Below are 15,882 nucleotides of genomic sequence, written 5' to 3'. Positions count from 1 at the left end.
GGCAGCGCGCCTTCCCGGCGGTTTGTTGTCGGTCAGGCCGGTTTATCAAACGGGTCGATGAGAGCAAGCCCGAGCCCCACGAAATCACCGAGGTTTCGTGTCGCAACGGCAAAGCCGGTGTGGCGGGCGATGGCCGCGATCTCGGCATCCACAACGGAGATGGGTCGACCCTGGCGCGTGCGCTCCGCGATGACCAGCCCGTAGGCACGCGCACTTTCCTCATCAAACGGAGCGATACGACCGACAAATAAGTCGTCGGCCACGCGCTGCAGCTGGCCACGCAGGTCTGCCTTGCGGCGCCCGTCCGGCAGAAGCTCGACACCTGCGAAGAGCTCCGCAAGCGCAGGCGCCGGGAGGAAAAAGTGCGTCCTTGCATGGCCATCAATGAACGCGACGACCTGCCGGTTCGGTGCCGGACGCATCAGTTCCGACACCACGTTGGTATCGAGCAGGATCATTCGAAACGCGGCGGCGCTTCGGGGAACTGGTCCTCGGGAAGCTCCAGATCAACGCCGCCAAGCGGTGCGAACAGCTCATGTATCCGGGTACCCAGCCCCTTGCGCTCATCTGCTGGCGCAAGTTGCTGGCCCAACAGAGCCTTCACTTCGTCGGAAAGGCTGCGCCGGTGCGCCTCGGCCCGTTGGCGCAGTCGTTCCTTCAGGCCCGGATCGATATTGCGGATCAGGAGATCGGCCATGTCATCTCGCCTCGCCATACGCCAATTTGATATCAGATGATATCACGCAAGGCACAAGAAACGAAGACGGTTCGGAACGCCGGAAGTTTTGCGAAATTTGAGGTTACGCCGCGCCGACCTTTTCGAACTTGACGTCCTGGCGGGCGTATTTCTTGAACTTCTTGACGACCCGGTCGCGCTTCAGCTTCGACAGGTAGTCGATGAAGAGGCCACCATCGAGATGGTCGATCTCGTGCTGGATGCAGACCGAGAGCACGCCGTCGGCCTCGATCTCCTGCCAGGTGTTGTCGTAGCCGAGGAACTTCACCCGGATGCGGTCCGGCCGCTCGACATCCTCGTAATAGTCCGGGATCGACAGGCAGCCTTCCTGGTAGACCTTGGTCTCCTCGGACTTCCAGAGGATTTCCGGATTGGCGAGGCAGATCGGGTTCTCCTCCTCGTCCTTTCCGGCGACGTCGACGACGATCACCCGCTTCGGCACGGCGACCTGGATCGCGGCAAGGCCGATGCCCGGCGCGTCGTACATCGTCTCCAGCATATCGTCCATCAGCTGGCGAATGTCATCGTCGACCTCCTTGACCGGTTCGCAAACCAGGCGGAGGCGGGGATCGGGCAGGGTTATGATATCGAGCTTGGCCATGGGCTTAGAAATAGGCAATCCACATTTATTGGTCAACTTTGTACGCGCGCGTGCACGCGTTGGATGTCGAACGACGTGACGAATCGTTCTATCTTTGTTTCATGAACGAGACCTTGTTGCTTATCGGGGACCGCGCCGTCTCCACCGGTGAGGCGGTTTTTGCCGCAGCCCTCCTCTTCTTCCTCATCCTTCTGGTCATGACCGTGGCGCTTTGGCGCAATGCGCGGGCCCGGGCCGAGGCGGAAGCGGCCGCGGCGGAGCGCGGCCACGAGATGGAGGCGCGCATCGCCGACCTCTTGCGCACCCAGTCGGAAATGACCGGGCGCATGCAGACGATGGCCGAGGTGTTCGGTTCGCGCCAGTCGGACCTGACGCGGGCGCTGGCCGAGCGGCTCGACGGGCTCGGCCACCGGCTCGGCCAGTCGATGTCGCAGACCTCCAAGGACACCCAGTCCAACCTCAGCCAGCTCAACGAGCGGCTGGCGCTGATCGACCGGGCGCAGAAGTCGATCCAGGACCTCACCGGCCAGGTCAGCGGCCTGCAGCAGGTACTTGCCAACAAGCAGACCCGCGGCGCCTTCGGCCAGGGCCGCATGGAAGCGATCATCTCCGACGGCCTGCCGGCCGGCAGCTATACCCTGCAGGCAACGCTCAGTTCCGGCACGCGGCCCGACTGCCTCATCCACATGCCGAACGAGGCGCCTGGGCTCGTCGTCGACGCCAAGTTTCCCTTAGAAGGCTTCACCCGGTTCCGCGAGGCGGAGACGCCGGAGCAGGCGCAGCAAGCGGCGCAGCAGGTGCGGCGCGACATCTCAAAGCACGTGCAGGACATTTCGGAACGCTACTTCATTCCCGGCGAGACCCAGGACACCGCCTTCCTGTTCGTGCCGTCGGAGGCGATCTTCGCCGACCTGCACGAGCATTTCGACGACCTCGTCCAGAAGGCGCACCGGGCGCGGGTCGTCATCGTCTCCCCGGCCCTGCTCGTCCTTTCCATCCAGATCGTGCAGACGGTGCTGCGCGACGTCAGGATGCGCGAGGAGGCCCTCGTCATCCAGCGCGAGGTCGCGCACCTTGCCGACGACACCAACCGGCTGCGCGACCGGGTCTTGAAGCTGCAGAACCATTTCGGCCAGGCGACGCGGGATGTGGAGCAGATCCTCATTTCCAGCGACAAGATCATCAAGCGCGGCAGCAAGATCGAGGCACTGGACTTCGACGACGTGCATCGCGATACAGAGCCTGGGCGTGATGGCGGGACCGGGCGCGACGATGCCGCCGCCGCCCGGAACGCGGCCGAGTAGACAGGACCTTTCCAAAAATGACCGTGCTTTTTTCCGCCCCCCGCTGGGACCAGGACGTCTGGATGGGGCGCATCCGCGAGCGCGCGCCGGGCCGGGCGCTGCAGTCGGCCGGCGCGGACGGCGTCGTCGCCGATCCGGACGCCGTGCGCTACGCCCTCCTCTGGCAGGCCCCGCATGGCGTCGTCTCCGACCTTCCCAATCTTGAGGTCATCTTCTGGCTGGGGGCCGGCGTCGACCATCTGATGGCCGATCCGAACGTTCCCGACGTGCCGATCGTGCGCGTGGTCGATCCGAGCCTGACACGGCGGATGACCGAATGGGTGGTGCTGCAGGTGCTGACCCATCACCGGGAAACGCTCCGCTATCTGGAACAGCAGCGGCGCCGGGAATGGCGGCCGCACCGCTGCCCGATGGCCAAGGACGTGCGCGTCGGCGTCATGGGCCTTGGCGAACTCGGCCGGGACGCAGCGGAGATGCTGAAGAACCTTGGCTATGACGTTGCCGGCTGGAGCCGCAGCGAAAAGCAGATCGAGGGCATCACCTGCTTTGCCGGCGATGCCGGGTTCGACCCCTTTCTGGCGCGCACGGACATCCTCGTCTGTCTCCTGCCGATGACGCCGGCGACCGAAGGCATCCTCAACGCCGACCTGTTCTCAAAGCTTGCCCGCGACGGCCGGATCGAGGGGCCGGTCGTCATCAATGCCGGGCGCGGCAAGTCGCAGGTCGAAGCCGACATCGCCCGCGCGCTTGACGACGGCACGCTTTCAGGCGTCAGCCTCGATGTCTTCGAGACCGAGCCGCTGACGGAGGCGAGCCCGCTCTGGGGCCACCCGCGCGCCATCCTCACGCCGCACGTAGCGGCGGAAAGCGATCCGGACCACATCATCGACTACGTCTTCGATCAGATGGAAACGTTCGAGGCCGGCGGGGAACTGGTCAATGTGGTGGATCGGACGCGGGGGTATTGAGGCCGCCGTTGCAGCACGCCCTCCCCGCCGTCATCCCGGCCGGAGCGAAGCCGAGAGCCGGGACCCATTGCCCACATCGGCCCGGTACGCCGCCGCGGCGCCTGCACAGGCCTTGCGTCACGCAAATGCCCAAACCCATTCACGGACGGCATACCGTGCGGACAGGGGCAATAGGCCCCGGCTCAGGGGCCGGGGTGACGGCTGAGTGTTTGGCGGGCGAGCGTGCTCGGCCCTTAAACACCGGGTTGGCGGCCATTGTCGAAAGACGTGTGCATTTGGTCATGCTGGCGGCTGGACCGCAATGCTCGACAGCCCCGCCGTCATTGCGAACGAGCGCAGCGAGTGCGGCAATCCAGGGCTGCACGCTCGGAGCAAGTCGCTCTGGATCGCCGCGTCGCCTTCCCAGGCTCGCGTCACGTGCCGCTCCCCGTCCTTCGGACCCTCGCGATGACGGCGTCTTATGTACGTGTTCCGCCCACCCTCACGCAATGCGCCTGATCGCGGTGACCGGGAGGCCGGCCTCTTCCAGCCTCCGCGTAACCGCGGCGAGCGGTTCGTAATCCACCGTCATGGTGAAGCCGTTGGCGTGGAGGAGCGTCTGCGGGTCGCTCAGAACGCCGACATGGCCCTTCCAGAAATAGAGGTCGCCGCGGCACGGCATGGCGCAGGCCTTTTCGTTGTTCATGCGGCTGCCGAGCTCGTCCTCTTGCATGTCGGAATCGCGTGGGGCGTCGATGCCCGCTGCCTGGCAAGCAAGCTGGATCAGCGCCGAACAGTCGAGGCCGAGGCTGGTGCGCCCGCCCCAGAGATACGGCGTGCCGGCAAGGCGCTCGGCAACGGCCACCCAGTCCGGCTCGGCCTCGCCGAGCGGCATCAGGTGGCGCGCGACCATGGCGGTGCCATCGGCAAGGACGGCATAGTCGAGGTCGCGGACCCTCTCCTCGCCGACGACGGTGACGCGGGCGCCCATGGAGAGGAGCCCGAGCGGCGGCAGCTTCAGTTCGGGTTCGGGATAGCGATAGCTGCGAAGCGCCGCGACGCGGTGGGTCGGCTCCGGGCCGGGCATGCCGAGGGCGCCCGCCGGCAGCCAGCCGACATAGCCGTCGGTCGCAAGCTGGCCCCAGCACCAGGCATCGCCCTCCTCAAAGACCGTGAAGGTCTCGCCGAACAGGGCCTCGCTGTCGATGGACGTGCGCTCGTCGGCCTCCGGCCTGAGCGGCACGGCGTCGGCGAGGATGCGGCGCTCGATGCCCTCGGCAAAAATGCCGGCCTCGACGCGGCCGCGATAGGCCTCGGCGGCAAGGTCCGGTCGGACCGGATGGCGGCGGCGATCGAATTCGGTCATCGTGGCAACCCCTTCGCCTTGTCGACGATGAGATCGCCGACACGTTCCAGGTAAAGCGCGCCCTCCACCGTGCGCTGGACGATGACGTTGCGCCGGTCCTTGTCGTCGCGGCGGCGGGCAACGAGCTTCAGGCGGCCCATGGTGTCGAGGGCCCGCGTGATCGCCGGCTTGGTCACGCCGAGCTTTTCGGCGAGGCCGCGCACGGTGTGCGGCGGGGCTTCCAGATAGACCGTCATCAGGATCGTCATCTGCCGTGCCGACAGATCCGCATCGCCGCCACGCACCAGATCGAGCGTCACGTCATGCCAGAGTTTCAGCGCCTGGCTCGGGCGAATATCAACGGTCATCGGATACGCACACTCTCGCAACTCACCGAATTGTCGCATGGGAGGGACGACGCCCCGGCGGGGCCGTGCCCGCGGGATCATTTCGGCTCCGAGACAGTTTCCGACGGAAGCGCCGCCCTTGGCAAGGGCGGCGTTCGGGGTTTTCGGCTCAGGCCGGCGGATAGCGATCCGAAAGCACCTTGAAGAGAGCGCGGATGGCCTGCGCCTCGCCGCCTTCCGGGCGTCCGGTCTTGCCGGCCGGGCACCAGGCATAGATATCGAAATGGGCCCAGCTTTTCGCCTTTTCCACGAAGCGCGCGAGGAACAGGGCCGCCGTCATCGAGCCGGCAAATCCGCCGCTGGAAATGTGGTTGATGTCGGCGATCTTGGAATCGAGCAGCTTTTTGTAGGGCTTCCACAGGGGCATGCGCCAGAGCGGGTCGCTCGTCGCCTCGGCCGCCTCCGCGACGGCGGCGGCAAGCGCCTCGTCGTCGGTGTAGAAGGGCGGCAGGTCGGTGCCGAGGGCGACGCGGGCGGCGCCGGTGAGCGTCGCAAGGTCGAGGACGAGGTCCGGCTCCTCCTCGTCGGCAAGCGCCAACGCATCGGCGAGCACCAGGCGGCCTTCCGCGTCGGTGTTGCCGATCTCGACGGTGAGACCCTTGCGGCTTTGCAACACGTCGCCGGGCCGGAACGCGTTGCCGGCAACGGAGTTCTCCACCGCCGGGATGAGCACGCGCAGGCGCACCGGCAGCTTTGCGGCCATGATCATGGAAGCAAGGCCGAGGACGTTGGCGGCCCCGCCCATGTCCTTCTTCATCAGCGCCATGGAGGTGCCAGGCTTGAGGTTGAGGCCGCCGGTATCGAAGGCGACGCCCTTGCCGACCAGCGTCACCTTGGGCGCGGCCGCATCGCCCCAGGTCATGTCGATGAGCCGCGGCGCGGAGCTGCTGGCGCGACCGACGGCGTGGATCATCGGGAAGTTGGTGTCCAGAAGGTCATCGCCGACGGTGACCTCGCAGGCGGCGCCGTGGGCCTCGGCGAGTTTTTGCGCCGCATCGGCGATCTCGGCCGGGCCGAGGTCGTTGGCCGGCGTGTTGACGAGATCGCGGACCAGCGTGACGGCGGCAACGGTGCGGGACAGCGCCTCGGCATCGACCATCTCCGGCACGACGAGGCGCACGGCGCGGGCCGATTTCCTGGCGTAGCGGTCGTACCGGTAGGCGCCAAGGGCAAAGGCGAGGATCGCCGCCTCAAGGTCGTCCACCTCCCCTTCCAGGCGATAGACGCCGTCGGCGAGGCCGGTCGCCAGCTTGCCGGCAAGGGACGGGGTCTCGGCGCGGACCTCGGGCTTGCCGAGGCCGAAGAGGACGGCGGCGGGGGCGCCGGTCTCGTCGGGGATGGTCAGGAGCGCGCCCGCGCCCGCCTTGAAGCCGTTCGCCGCGACCCAGGCGCGGGCCATGCCGGTGCCGCCGGCAAGGGTTTCCTCAAGGCTGTCGGGACCGAGGAACAGGACCGGGACGGCCGCCGCGGCATCGGGGTCGGCGGCGGCGATCAGGCAATCGGGCAGGGCAACGGACATCGGCAGACAACTCCTTGGCGGACGGCCGGGTTAACCAACTATTAGGGTTAACAGACTATTGATCGGGAAAGCTCATCCGGTTCCAAAGAGCCGTAATGGCCAGAGATGACGATGTCCATATCTTCCCTTCGCCGCCTTGCCAAAAGCCCCGCCGCCGGCGGGCTCGTCCTGCCGATCGCGCTGGCGCTTGCCGTCTCGGCCTGCGCCTCCAAGAAGAAAGCCTCGCTCGGCTCGCATACGGACGCCACCGGCGCCAGCTATGGCGGCAAGGACTATTCGGCGGCCGAGGTCAGCGCCGCGGTCGAGAAATGGGGCAAGCGCTATTCGTCCGATCCGGACGATCCGGAGATCGCGCTGAACTACGCCACCGTCCTCAGGATGAACGGCCAGCTCGACCAGGCCGTCGCGGTCCTGCGCAAGGCGACCATCAAGCACCAGAAGGACCGGCAAATCGCCGCCGCCTACGGCAAGGCGCTGGCCGCCAAGGGCCGCTTCGGCGAGGCAATGAAGGTGATCCGCGCCGCGCACAGCCCGGACCAGCCGGACTGGCGGCTGTTGTCGGCCGAGGGCGCAATCCTCGACCAGACCGGCGCCCACGACGAGGCCCGCACCAGATACGCCCAGGCGCTGAAGATCCGGCCGAACGAGCCCTCCGTCCTCAACAATGAAGGGCTTTCCTACGTGCTTTCCGGCGACCTCACCAAGGCCGAAGCGGTGTTGCGCCGGGCCGTCGCCCAGCCGGGCTCCGACAGCCGGGTGCGCCAGAACCTTGCCCTCGTCCTCGGCCTTTCCGGCAAGTTCGACGAGGCGGAAAAGATCGCCCGCGACGAGCTCGACCCGCGCCAGGCGGAAGCCAACATCGCCTATCTGCGCGGCATGCTCTCGCAGCGCAATTCCTGGCAGAAGGTCAAGGAAGCCGACGCCAGGCGCACGTCCGGGTAAGCCGACCCGCCTTTACCGCGAAGCCTTGAAGAGCGGCCTTCTCGCCGCTCTTTTTTTGTTCGGGGAAAAAGCCGGTGGAGCGCCTTTCGGGGCAAGCCGTCAGCGGTTGACGATCTGGATGATCGCCGGGCCCATGATGACGGCGAACAGCACCGGCAGGAAGAAGACGATCATCGGCACGGTCAGCTTCGGCGGCAGGGCGGCCGCCTTCTTTTCCGCCTCGGTCATGCGCATCTCGCGGTTCTCGTCGGCCATGACGCGGAGCGAGTGGGACAGCGGCGTGCCGTAGCGCTCGGCCTGGAGAAGCGCCGTCGTCACCGCCTTGACGCCTTCAAGGCCGGTGCGGTTGGCAAGGTTCTCGTAGGCCTGGCGCCGGTCCTGGAGGTAGGAGAGCTCGGCCGTCGTCAGGGTCAGCTCCTCGGCCAGCGGGATCGAGGTATCGCCGATCTCGCCGGAGACCTTGCGGAAGGCAGCCTCGATGGACATGCCGGATTCCACACAGATCAGCATCAGGTCGAGGGCGTCCGGCCAGGCCCGGCGGATGGAAAGCTGGCGCTTGGAGGTGACGTTGGAAACGTAGAGCGACGGCGCGTAGAAGCCGACCGCAGCGATGACCGAGGCGATCAGCACCTTGACCATTACCGGCTGGCCGGACGGCAGCACGAAGAACATGTAGAGGAGCGCGATCAGGAACAGTGCGATCGGCGCGACGAAGCGGGCGAACAGGAACATCACCAGCGGCGCCTGGCCCCGGAACCCGGCCATCTTCAGCTTATTGACCGTGTTCTCGTCGATCATCAGCTCGCGCAGATTGAACTTGGTCACGACCCGCTGCATGTAGTCCTTCGGCTGCGGGCGCAGATTGACCTGCTCGGCCTTGCTCTGCTGCAGGCGGGCCCGCTCGCGGGCGCGCATCGCCTCGCGTTCGGTGGCCACATTCTTCATGCGCGATTTCAACTCGTCGCGCTGCAGCATCGGCAACGCGACGGTCATGATCGTCGCCGACACCGCAATGACGGTGAAGACCATCAGGAGGACCTGGGGATCGGCGATGAGCTGTGTGAGGGTCTGGAACATTGCGCCGGCCGCCACCCTAGAAATCGAAGTTGATCATCTTGCGCATCACCATGATGCCGATGAACATCCACAGCGCGGAAATGCCGAGGACGATGTTGCCGATCGTCTCGTTGAACAGGATCGCGATGTAGGCGGGGGTCGTCAGGTAGACGAGGGCCATGACGATGATCGGCAGCGAGCCGATGATCGCCGCCGACGCCTTGGCCTCCTGGCTCATGGCGACGATCTTGCCCTTCAGTTTCTTGCGGTCGCGCAGCACCTTGGAAAGGTTGGAGAGCGCTTCCGACAGGTTGCCGCCGGCCTGTTGCTGGATGGAGATGACGATCGCAAAGAAGTTGGCTTCGGTCAGCGGCATGTTTTCGGGAAGCTTCTGGACGGCTTCCGACAGCGGGATGCCCATCCGCTGGGTCTCCAGGATGCGCTGGAACTCGGTGCGCACCGGCTCCTGGGACTCGCGCGCAATGATGCCGAGGCAGTCGCCAAGCGGCAGGCCGGCCTTGACGCCGCGCACGATGACGTCGACGGCGTTCGGAAACTCGTTGAGGAATTTCTTTTCCCGGCGCTTGCGGATGAACTTGATCAGCCAGTTCGGAAAGCCGAGGAAACCAACGATGCCAAGGCCCGCCGCGACAAAGATCGGCGCGCCCAGCATCTTGGCACCAATAAAGAACACGACGCCGCAGATGGCGCTGATGATGTAGAACTTGGTCTTCGACCAGTTCAGGCCCGCTTGGCGCAATCTGACCTTCAGGCCCGGGCCGGCGCGCTTCTTGGCCTTTGCCTTCTGGGCTTGCTCAAGCTCGGCCAGCCGGTCCTGGACCTGGCGCCGACGCTGGTTGATGTCGGAAGAGGCCCGGACGTTGCCGGCCGATGGCTTGGGCTTGCGGTTGACGACTTCCAGCCGCTTTTCCGCGCGCGAGTTCCCCGACAGTATGGGATAGAGCAGCGCATAGAGGATGCCGCCGACGCTGAGGACGACGAGACCGACGACGGCAAGGACGATCAGGCCGGAATCGAACATCGCTCAGCCTCACTCACCGACCGCACTCTTGATGTCGGACGCATCGAGGGCGGCGGCGAGGCGCGTCTCCTCGTTGTAGTAGCGGGCGCGTTCCCACATGCGCGGCTGGCCGATGCCGGTGGAGCGGTGCTGGCCGATGATCTTGCCGGTCGCATCCTCGCCCATCATGTCGTAGACGAAGATGTCCTGGGTGATGATGACCTCGCCTTCCATGCCCAGCACTTCGGTGACGTGGGTGATGCGGCGCGAGCCGTCGCGCAGGCGCGCCGCCTGCACCACGATGTCGACGGAGGAGACGATCATTTCGCGCACCGTCTTGGTCGGCAGGTTGAAGCCGCCCATGGCGATCATCGATTCCATGCGCGACAGGCATTCGCGCGGGCTGTTGGAGTGGATCGTGCCCATCGAGCCGTCATGGCCGGTGTTCATGGCCTGAAGCAAGTCGAACACCTCGGTGCCGCGCACCTCGCCGACGATGATCCGTTCCGGACGCATGCGCAGGCAGTTCTTGACCAGGTCGCGCATGGTGATCTCGCCCTCGCCCTCAAGGTTCGGCGGGCGGGTTTCCAGGCGCACCACGTGGGGCTGCTGGAGCTGCAGTTCGGCGGAATCCTCGCAGGTGATGATGCGCTCGTCGGCGTCGATGTAGCGGGTCAGGCAGTTGAGCAGCGTCGTCTTGCCCGAGCCGGTACCGCCGGAGATGATGACGTTGCAGCGGACCCGGCCGATGATCTGCAGGAGCGTCGCGCCTTCCTGGGTGATCGAGCCGAAGCGGACGAGCTGGTCGAGGGTCAGCTTGTCCTTCTTGAACTTGCGGATGGTGAGTGCCGGCCCGTCGATCGCCAGCGGCGGCGCGATGACGTTGACGCGCGAGCCGTCGGGAAGGCGGGCGTCGCAGATCGGGCTCGCTTCGTCGACGCGGCGGCCGACCTGGCTGACGATCCGCTGGCAGATGTTCATGAGCTGCTGGTTGTCGCGGAAGCGGACGTCGGTGGGCTTCACCTTGCCGTTGACTTCGATGTAGGTGCATTCCGCGCCGTTGACCATGATGTCGGCGATGTCGTCGCGGGCCAGCAGCGGCTCCAGCGGACCGTAGCCGAGGACGTCGTTGCAGATGTCCTCCAGCAGGTCTTCCTGCTCGGCAATGGACATCACGACGTTCTTCAGCGCGATGATCTCGCTGACGACGTCGCGGATTTCCTCGCGGGCGGATTCGACGTCGAGCTTGGCGAGCTGCGACAGGTCGATGGTGTCGATCAGCGCCGAGAAGATCAGCGTCTTGACGTCGTAATAGTTCTCGGACTTGCGGCGGGAGGTGCTTTCGACCTTGTACTCGGCGAGCGCCGGCGCGGACGGGCCGGCGCGCTCGGCGTCGTCCATGGCGTTTTCGTCGTTGACGTTGCCGACCTTGATCGGCGGCGGATCGATCCGCGGCTCGATCGGGCTGCTCGGCTCGGCCTTGGACACCTTCGGCGGCTCGGCCGTGGTCACGGCCGGCTTTTCCTTGGCGCCAGATCCGAAACTGCCCCGCTTACCGAACATGCCTGAGGATACTCCGGGTTACCAAAATCAGTCCTTCTTGCCGCGCAGGCGCGACAGGATGGGTGCCAGGGCGGAGCGCTTCTGCTTGCGCGCCTCGGTGCGGCCGGTCACCACCTGGCCGATGAAATGAAACGTCTCGGTGGCCGCGTTCTTGGGATCGGCTTCGCCGATCATCTGGCCGTTGTTGGCGGCGGCGCCGAACAGCTGGCCGTCGAAGGGGATTTCCGCGATCGGCTTTATCGACAGCGCGCGCACGAATTCCTCGGTGCGGATTTCCGGGCGCTTCGGCGTGCCGACCTGGTTCAGAACCAGGTGCGGCGGGCCGTCATTGGCGCGCACGGACTGCAGGTAGTCGCAGATGTTCTTGACGTTGCGCAGATTGGCCAGATCGGGCAACGCGGTGATGACGATCTCGTCGGCGATCGACAGCACCCGGCGCGACCAGCTCGTCCAGATATGCGGCACGTCGAGCACCACCGTCGGGACGCCCGAGCGCAGCACGTCGACGATGTTGTCGAAGATCTTCTCGTCGAAATCGTAGGTCCGGTCGAGGGTCGCCGGAGCCGCGAGCAGGCTGAGATGCTCGGTGCATTTCGACAACAGGCGGTCGATGAAGACGTCGTCGACCCGGTCGGGCGAGGCAACGGCCTCGGCGATGCCCTGGATCGGGTCCTGGTTGAAGTCGAGCCCGGCGGTCCCGAAGGGCAGGTCGAGATCGGCGAGGATGACGTCGTTCTGGTAGGCGCGTGCGATCGACCAGGCGACATTGTGGGCGACGGTCGACGAGCCGCAACCGCCCTTGGCGCCGATGAAGGCGATGGACCGGCCAAGCGGTTCGGCGTCCTCGGAATTGTAGAGATCGCCGACCATGGCGACGAAGTCGAAGACGTCGATCGGCGCGATGATGTATTCGCTGACGCCCTTGCGGATCAGGTCGCGATAGAGGACGACGTCGTTGATATGGCCGATCAGGACCACGCGGGTGCCGGTGTCGCAGACATCGGCAAGACTGTCGAGCTGGCCGAACAGCGCCTCGCGCGGCAACTGGCTCTCGACCACGACGAGGTTCGGCGTCGGCGCGGACTGGTAGAACTCGACGGCGGAATCGATGCCGCCCATGTGCACCTTGACGTGGGCCTTCATCATCCGCCGGTCGGAGGCGGCCTGCTCGATGGTGTGGGCGACCTCGGGCGTTTCGCAGAATGCCTGGATGGAAATGCGCGGCACCGGGCGCGCATCGCGGTTCAGCGTCGGCGCCTGTTCGGCCGGATCCTGACCACTCTCATACGCAAGACTGGACATCATCAGCCTCCGACCTTGGCGACGTTGCCGCTGTTGTCGTCGCCGTAGTCGGTCGCCGTCTTCTCGCCCTTGCGGAACTTGTCAAAGACGACGCCGCGGCGGGCCGGGTCGCCCGGGGTGGCGGCGCGCGGCTGGATCAGGTCTGTCGGATCGGCGACCATCGCCGCAAGATTGCTCTGGGTCGAGCAGCCGAACTCGTCATAGCCATTGTTCTGGTGCCTGGCGGTCAGGTCGTCGCGCCAGACGCCGCAACGATCCGTCATCGCCTGCATGCGCAGGTACGAGATCCGGATCGGCGCCTCGACGAGCGGATCGTCGACCCGGTAGGTAAGCGGAGAAATGACGCCGCGCGGCACGCCGGCTGCGGTCAGTTCGGCGTGGATCTGGCGGGCGACCGAAATGGCCGCGGTCTCGTTGGCGGAACCGGCGGGAACGAGAATCTCGACGCCGCCGTCGCCCCGCTTCAGGGCATCGCGGCCGAAGGCGCGCACCTTCCGGGCAAGGGACGGCGCCAGGGTCCGGGTCGCGCTTCCGACCGGGATGTCGAAGGTTTCCGGCGCTTCGGCCAGAACGATCGGATGGCGCGTCCGGTAACCGTCGGTGGCGATGGCCCCGGTCGTCTGGCTCTTGCACCCGGCAAGGGCGGCAATGCCCATGGCGAGCGCAGCAAAGGCGGCCAGTCGCCGTGCCGGACGCCGGAACACCGTCTGACGCTGCAGCCTTGTTGACCTTTGACCTGTCATCTTCCGTGACCTCCGAACGCGCTACTCGTGCACGTCACTCGTAGATAAAGCCGAAGCGGCCGTAATATTTGGTATCCGTCTCGCCACCGCCGATGCGGTAGGTGCGGTTCAGCCGGTTGAGGAAGTAGCCGGCGGCGTCGGACGGCGGATTGAAGTTCTTGTCCGGGCGCGTGATCTTCTTGGGCGACACCGGATTGACCACATAGGGGGTGACAAAGACCACCAGTTCGGTCTGGGAGCGCTGGAAATCGCGGCTCTTGAAGAGCGCGCCGAGCACCGGCACCTGCATCAGGCCGGGGACGCCGGCAATGCTCTGGCGGACGTCGTCCTTGATCAGGCCGGCGAGGACCAGGGCGCTGCCGGAGGGCATTTCCACCGTGGTGTTGGCGCGGCGCACCCTGAGCGCCGGGATCGTCAGGCCCGTGTTCGACAGCGTGATGGCACCCTCATTGGTGAGCTCGCTGACCTCGGTCTTGACGTGCAGGCTGATATTGCCCTCGGTCAGAACCACCGGGGTGAAGTCGAGGCTGACGCCGTAGGACTTGAACTCGATGGAGACCTCGCCGTCGCTGTAGCCGACCGGGACCGGGAACTCGCCGCCGACCAGGAAGTCGGCCTTCTCTCCCGAGATCGCCGTCAGCGTCGGTTCGGCCAGCGTGCGGATGACACCATCCTCCTGCAGCGCGCGGATGGTGGCGTCGGCAGTTGTTCCACCGGCCGCGTAGGAAAAGGCGCCGGCGGTGGACGACAGGGCCGTGCCGTTCGTGGAGAACGGGTTCTCGGTGAGCAGGTCGAAGGCGACGCGGCCGTTCTCGCCGGCAACGCTGAGGTCGACGCCGAGCTGCTTGATGATGGAGCGCTGAACCTCGGCGATGGTCACCTTCAGGTGGACCTGCTCCTTGCCGGCGACGGCGATCATGTTGACCACCTTTTCCACCTCGTTGCCGACGAACTTAGCGGCAATGTCGGAGGCGCGCTTGGCATCGACGGGGCTCGCGGCCGAGCCGCGCAGAACGATCGAACCGTTGACCGCCTCGACCTCGATGGCGCTGTCGGGAATGACGCGGCGGATCATGCGGGCAAGGTCGCCGGTGTCGGGTTCCACGGACAGATCGAAGGCGGCGATCTGGCGGCCGCCGTCGCCAAACAGGAAGATGTTGGCCTGGCCGAAGGCGACGCCGAGAATGTAGACGCGTCGGGAATTGCGGACGACGGCGTCGGCGATCTCGGGACTTGAGACGAGCACGTCGCGGACGTCCTCGCCGAGTTCGACGACGACCGACTTGTTGAGGCCGACATTGAGCGGCCTTGTGACCCCGGCGTCGGCCTTGGAAATGCGGATGACCTTGGGATAGTCCGATCCGGCAAGGGCGGTGCCGGGACCGGCGAGCACCACGAAGGCAGCGACGAAGGCCAGCACCAGCGCGGCGGCAAATGACGGGGCCGGCCGCACGCCTGGCTTCACCCATCCAACCATTGCCCTACTCCTTGCAAGCAAACCCATGGCCACGCTCATCATTGGGACACCGCCTGCGACTGCAGGCCGAACTTGACGTAATTGACCCCGGACCGGCGCTTCTTGATCGGCTCATCGTCAGCATCCGGACGGGCATCGACGATCGACCTCAGGGCCAGTGACAGGGTGCCGACCTGCTGGGCCCGGGCGACGACCTCGACCTGGGTCGGCGTCAGTTCCAGCGTCGCGGTCTCGCGGGCAACGACGACCTTTTCACCCTTCTTGTCCTCGATCTTCTGGTCGATGGCGAGGATGCGGATATTGGTGAGGATGGTCTCGCTGTACCACTCGGCGCGCTCGTCGTTGCCGGTGTTCCTCTGGCGGGTCAGCACCACATCGACGCGGTCGTTGGGAAGGATGAAGCCGCCGGCGGTATTGAGCGCGGAAACCTGCACGGCGATGGCGCGGCGGCCCTTCGGCAGGATCGCCGACATGAAGCCGGCATCGGCGCGGATCAGCTTCTGCTCCTTGATCGGCTCGCCGTCGAGAAACGGCGTGCGGGCGATGCCGCCGGAAAGCTCGGTGATGGCGTCGGGACGCTTGGCCCGGGTAATCACGGTCGGCGACAGGCCTTCGGCCGGCCATTTCTGCCAGCGCAAATCGTCGGGACCGACCGACTTGCCGATCGGGATGTCGACGGAGGCGACGAGAACGTCGTCGGAAGGAACCTGCTCGACTTCACGGACGATCTGCGGCGCACTCGGCTTTTTGCCGACCATGTTCATCAGCAGCATGGCGGCAATCAGACCGGCGCCTAACGCTACGGCAAGAACGATGATACGCGTGACTTTCATGCCCAAATCCGATCGGTGACCCGGTGACGGTTTGTCACCACGCCGCTCACTTTCGTCGGCAAATGGTCAAATTACGGTTAATGCGG

At 65.8% G+C, this 15,882-nt stretch carries 16 protein-coding genes; 3 read left to right on the top strand and 13 right to left on the bottom strand.

Going from position 1 to position 15,882, the window contains the following annotated elements:
* Window positions 1-32: 32 nt before the first annotated feature.
* From M2319_RS04245 to def, 3 genes are all read right to left on the bottom strand, one after another.
* Window positions 33-458 carry a type II toxin-antitoxin system VapC family toxin gene (locus tag M2319_RS04245; RefSeq protein ID WP_264600197.1) on the bottom strand — a complete coding sequence of 142 codons (426 nt, stop codon included), beginning with the start codon at window positions 456-458 and terminating at the stop codon, window positions 33-35.
* On the bottom strand, window positions 455-697 hold the full coding sequence (locus M2319_RS04240) for a FitA-like ribbon-helix-helix domain-containing protein (protein ID WP_264600196.1): 243 nt from the start codon (window positions 695-697) through the stop codon (window positions 455-457). Before M2319_RS04240 ends, M2319_RS04245 begins: the two co-directional genes overlap by 4 nt.
* A 103-nt stretch (window positions 698-800) precedes the next feature.
* Window positions 801-1,337 carry a peptide deformylase gene (gene def, locus M2319_RS04235; protein WP_264600195.1) on the bottom strand — a complete coding sequence of 179 codons (537 nt, stop codon included), beginning with the start codon at window positions 1,335-1,337 and terminating at the stop codon, window positions 801-803.
* A 101-nt stretch (window positions 1,338-1,438) separates the two neighbouring features.
* On the opposite strand from def, the gene M2319_RS04230 reads away from it, so the two are divergent.
* Entirely contained in the window at window positions 1,439-2,641 is a 1,203-nt protein-coding gene (locus M2319_RS04230; RefSeq protein WP_406682069.1) for a DNA recombination protein RmuC, read from the top strand.
* Window positions 2,642-2,658: 17 nt separating this feature from the next.
* Window positions 2,659-3,609 carry a 2-hydroxyacid dehydrogenase gene (locus M2319_RS04225; protein ID WP_264600193.1) on the top strand — a complete coding sequence of 317 codons (951 nt, stop codon included), beginning with the start codon at window positions 2,659-2,661 and terminating at the stop codon, window positions 3,607-3,609.
* A 481-nt stretch (window positions 3,610-4,090) separates the two neighbouring features.
* Here M2319_RS04225 and M2319_RS04220 read toward each other — a convergent pair whose 3' ends face one another.
* From M2319_RS04220 to M2319_RS04210, 3 genes are all read right to left on the bottom strand, one after another.
* The gene (locus M2319_RS04220) at window positions 4,091-4,954 is read right to left on the bottom strand and encodes a C40 family peptidase (RefSeq protein WP_264600192.1); all 864 of its coding nucleotides are present in this window, start codon (window positions 4,952-4,954) and stop codon (window positions 4,091-4,093) included.
* Window positions 4,951-5,301, bottom strand: a complete 351-nt coding sequence (locus M2319_RS04215) for a MarR family winged helix-turn-helix transcriptional regulator (RefSeq protein ID WP_264600191.1) — start codon at window positions 5,299-5,301, stop codon at window positions 4,951-4,953. Before M2319_RS04215 ends, M2319_RS04220 begins: the two co-directional genes overlap by 4 nt.
* 148 nt (window positions 5,302-5,449) lie before the next feature.
* Window positions 5,450-6,859: a leucyl aminopeptidase family protein gene (locus tag M2319_RS04210; RefSeq protein ID WP_264600190.1), complete on the bottom strand. Its 1,410-nt coding sequence runs from the start codon at window positions 6,857-6,859 to the stop codon at window positions 5,450-5,452.
* A 111-nt stretch (window positions 6,860-6,970) separates the two neighbouring features.
* On the opposite strand from M2319_RS04210, the gene M2319_RS04205 reads away from it, so the two are divergent.
* Window positions 6,971-7,801, top strand: coding sequence for a tetratricopeptide repeat protein (locus M2319_RS04205; RefSeq protein ID WP_264600189.1), 831 nt, complete (start codon window positions 6,971-6,973; stop codon window positions 7,799-7,801).
* Between the two features lie 99 nt (window positions 7,802-7,900).
* Here M2319_RS04205 and M2319_RS04200 read toward each other — a convergent pair whose 3' ends face one another.
* From M2319_RS04200 to cpaB, 7 genes are read right to left on the bottom strand one after another with little or no spacing between them, the layout of a single operon-like run.
* Entirely contained in the window at window positions 7,901-8,878 is a 978-nt protein-coding gene (locus tag M2319_RS04200) for a type II secretion system F family protein (RefSeq protein WP_264600188.1), read from the bottom strand.
* A 16-nt stretch (window positions 8,879-8,894) separates the two neighbouring features.
* The gene (locus M2319_RS04195; RefSeq protein WP_264600187.1) at window positions 8,895-9,899 is read right to left on the bottom strand and encodes a type II secretion system F family protein; all 1,005 of its coding nucleotides are present in this window, start codon (window positions 9,897-9,899) and stop codon (window positions 8,895-8,897) included.
* 9 nt (window positions 9,900-9,908) lie between these two features.
* Window positions 9,909-11,441 (bottom strand): CpaF family protein, encoded by a 1,533-nt coding sequence (locus M2319_RS04190; protein ID WP_264600186.1) that lies wholly within the window; start codon window positions 11,439-11,441, stop codon window positions 9,909-9,911.
* Between the two features lie 27 nt (window positions 11,442-11,468).
* Complete coding sequence (locus M2319_RS04185; protein WP_264600185.1) at window positions 11,469-12,743, bottom strand: AAA family ATPase; 1,275 nt, start codon at window positions 12,741-12,743, stop codon at window positions 11,469-11,471.
* 2 nt (window positions 12,744-12,745) lie between these two features.
* Entirely contained in the window at window positions 12,746-13,486 is a 741-nt protein-coding gene (locus M2319_RS04180; RefSeq protein ID WP_264600184.1) for a CpaD family pilus assembly protein, read from the bottom strand.
* 34 nt (window positions 13,487-13,520) lie between these two features.
* On the bottom strand, window positions 13,521-14,963 hold the full coding sequence (locus tag M2319_RS04175; RefSeq protein ID WP_264600183.1) for a type II and III secretion system protein family protein: 1,443 nt from the start codon (window positions 14,961-14,963) through the stop codon (window positions 13,521-13,523).
* A 38-nt stretch (window positions 14,964-15,001) separates the two neighbouring features.
* Window positions 15,002-15,796 (bottom strand): Flp pilus assembly protein CpaB, encoded by a 795-nt coding sequence (cpaB, locus tag M2319_RS04170; RefSeq protein ID WP_264600182.1) that lies wholly within the window; start codon window positions 15,794-15,796, stop codon window positions 15,002-15,004.
* Window positions 15,797-15,882 lie beyond the last annotated feature (86 nt).

Source organism: Rhodobium gokarnense (assembly GCF_025961475.1).
Lineage (GTDB): Bacteria > Pseudomonadota > Alphaproteobacteria > Rhizobiales > Rhodobiaceae > Rhodobium > Rhodobium gokarnense.
The sequence above is the reverse complement of the archived record's forward strand: the minus strand, read 5'-3'. Positions and strand labels throughout refer to the sequence as shown.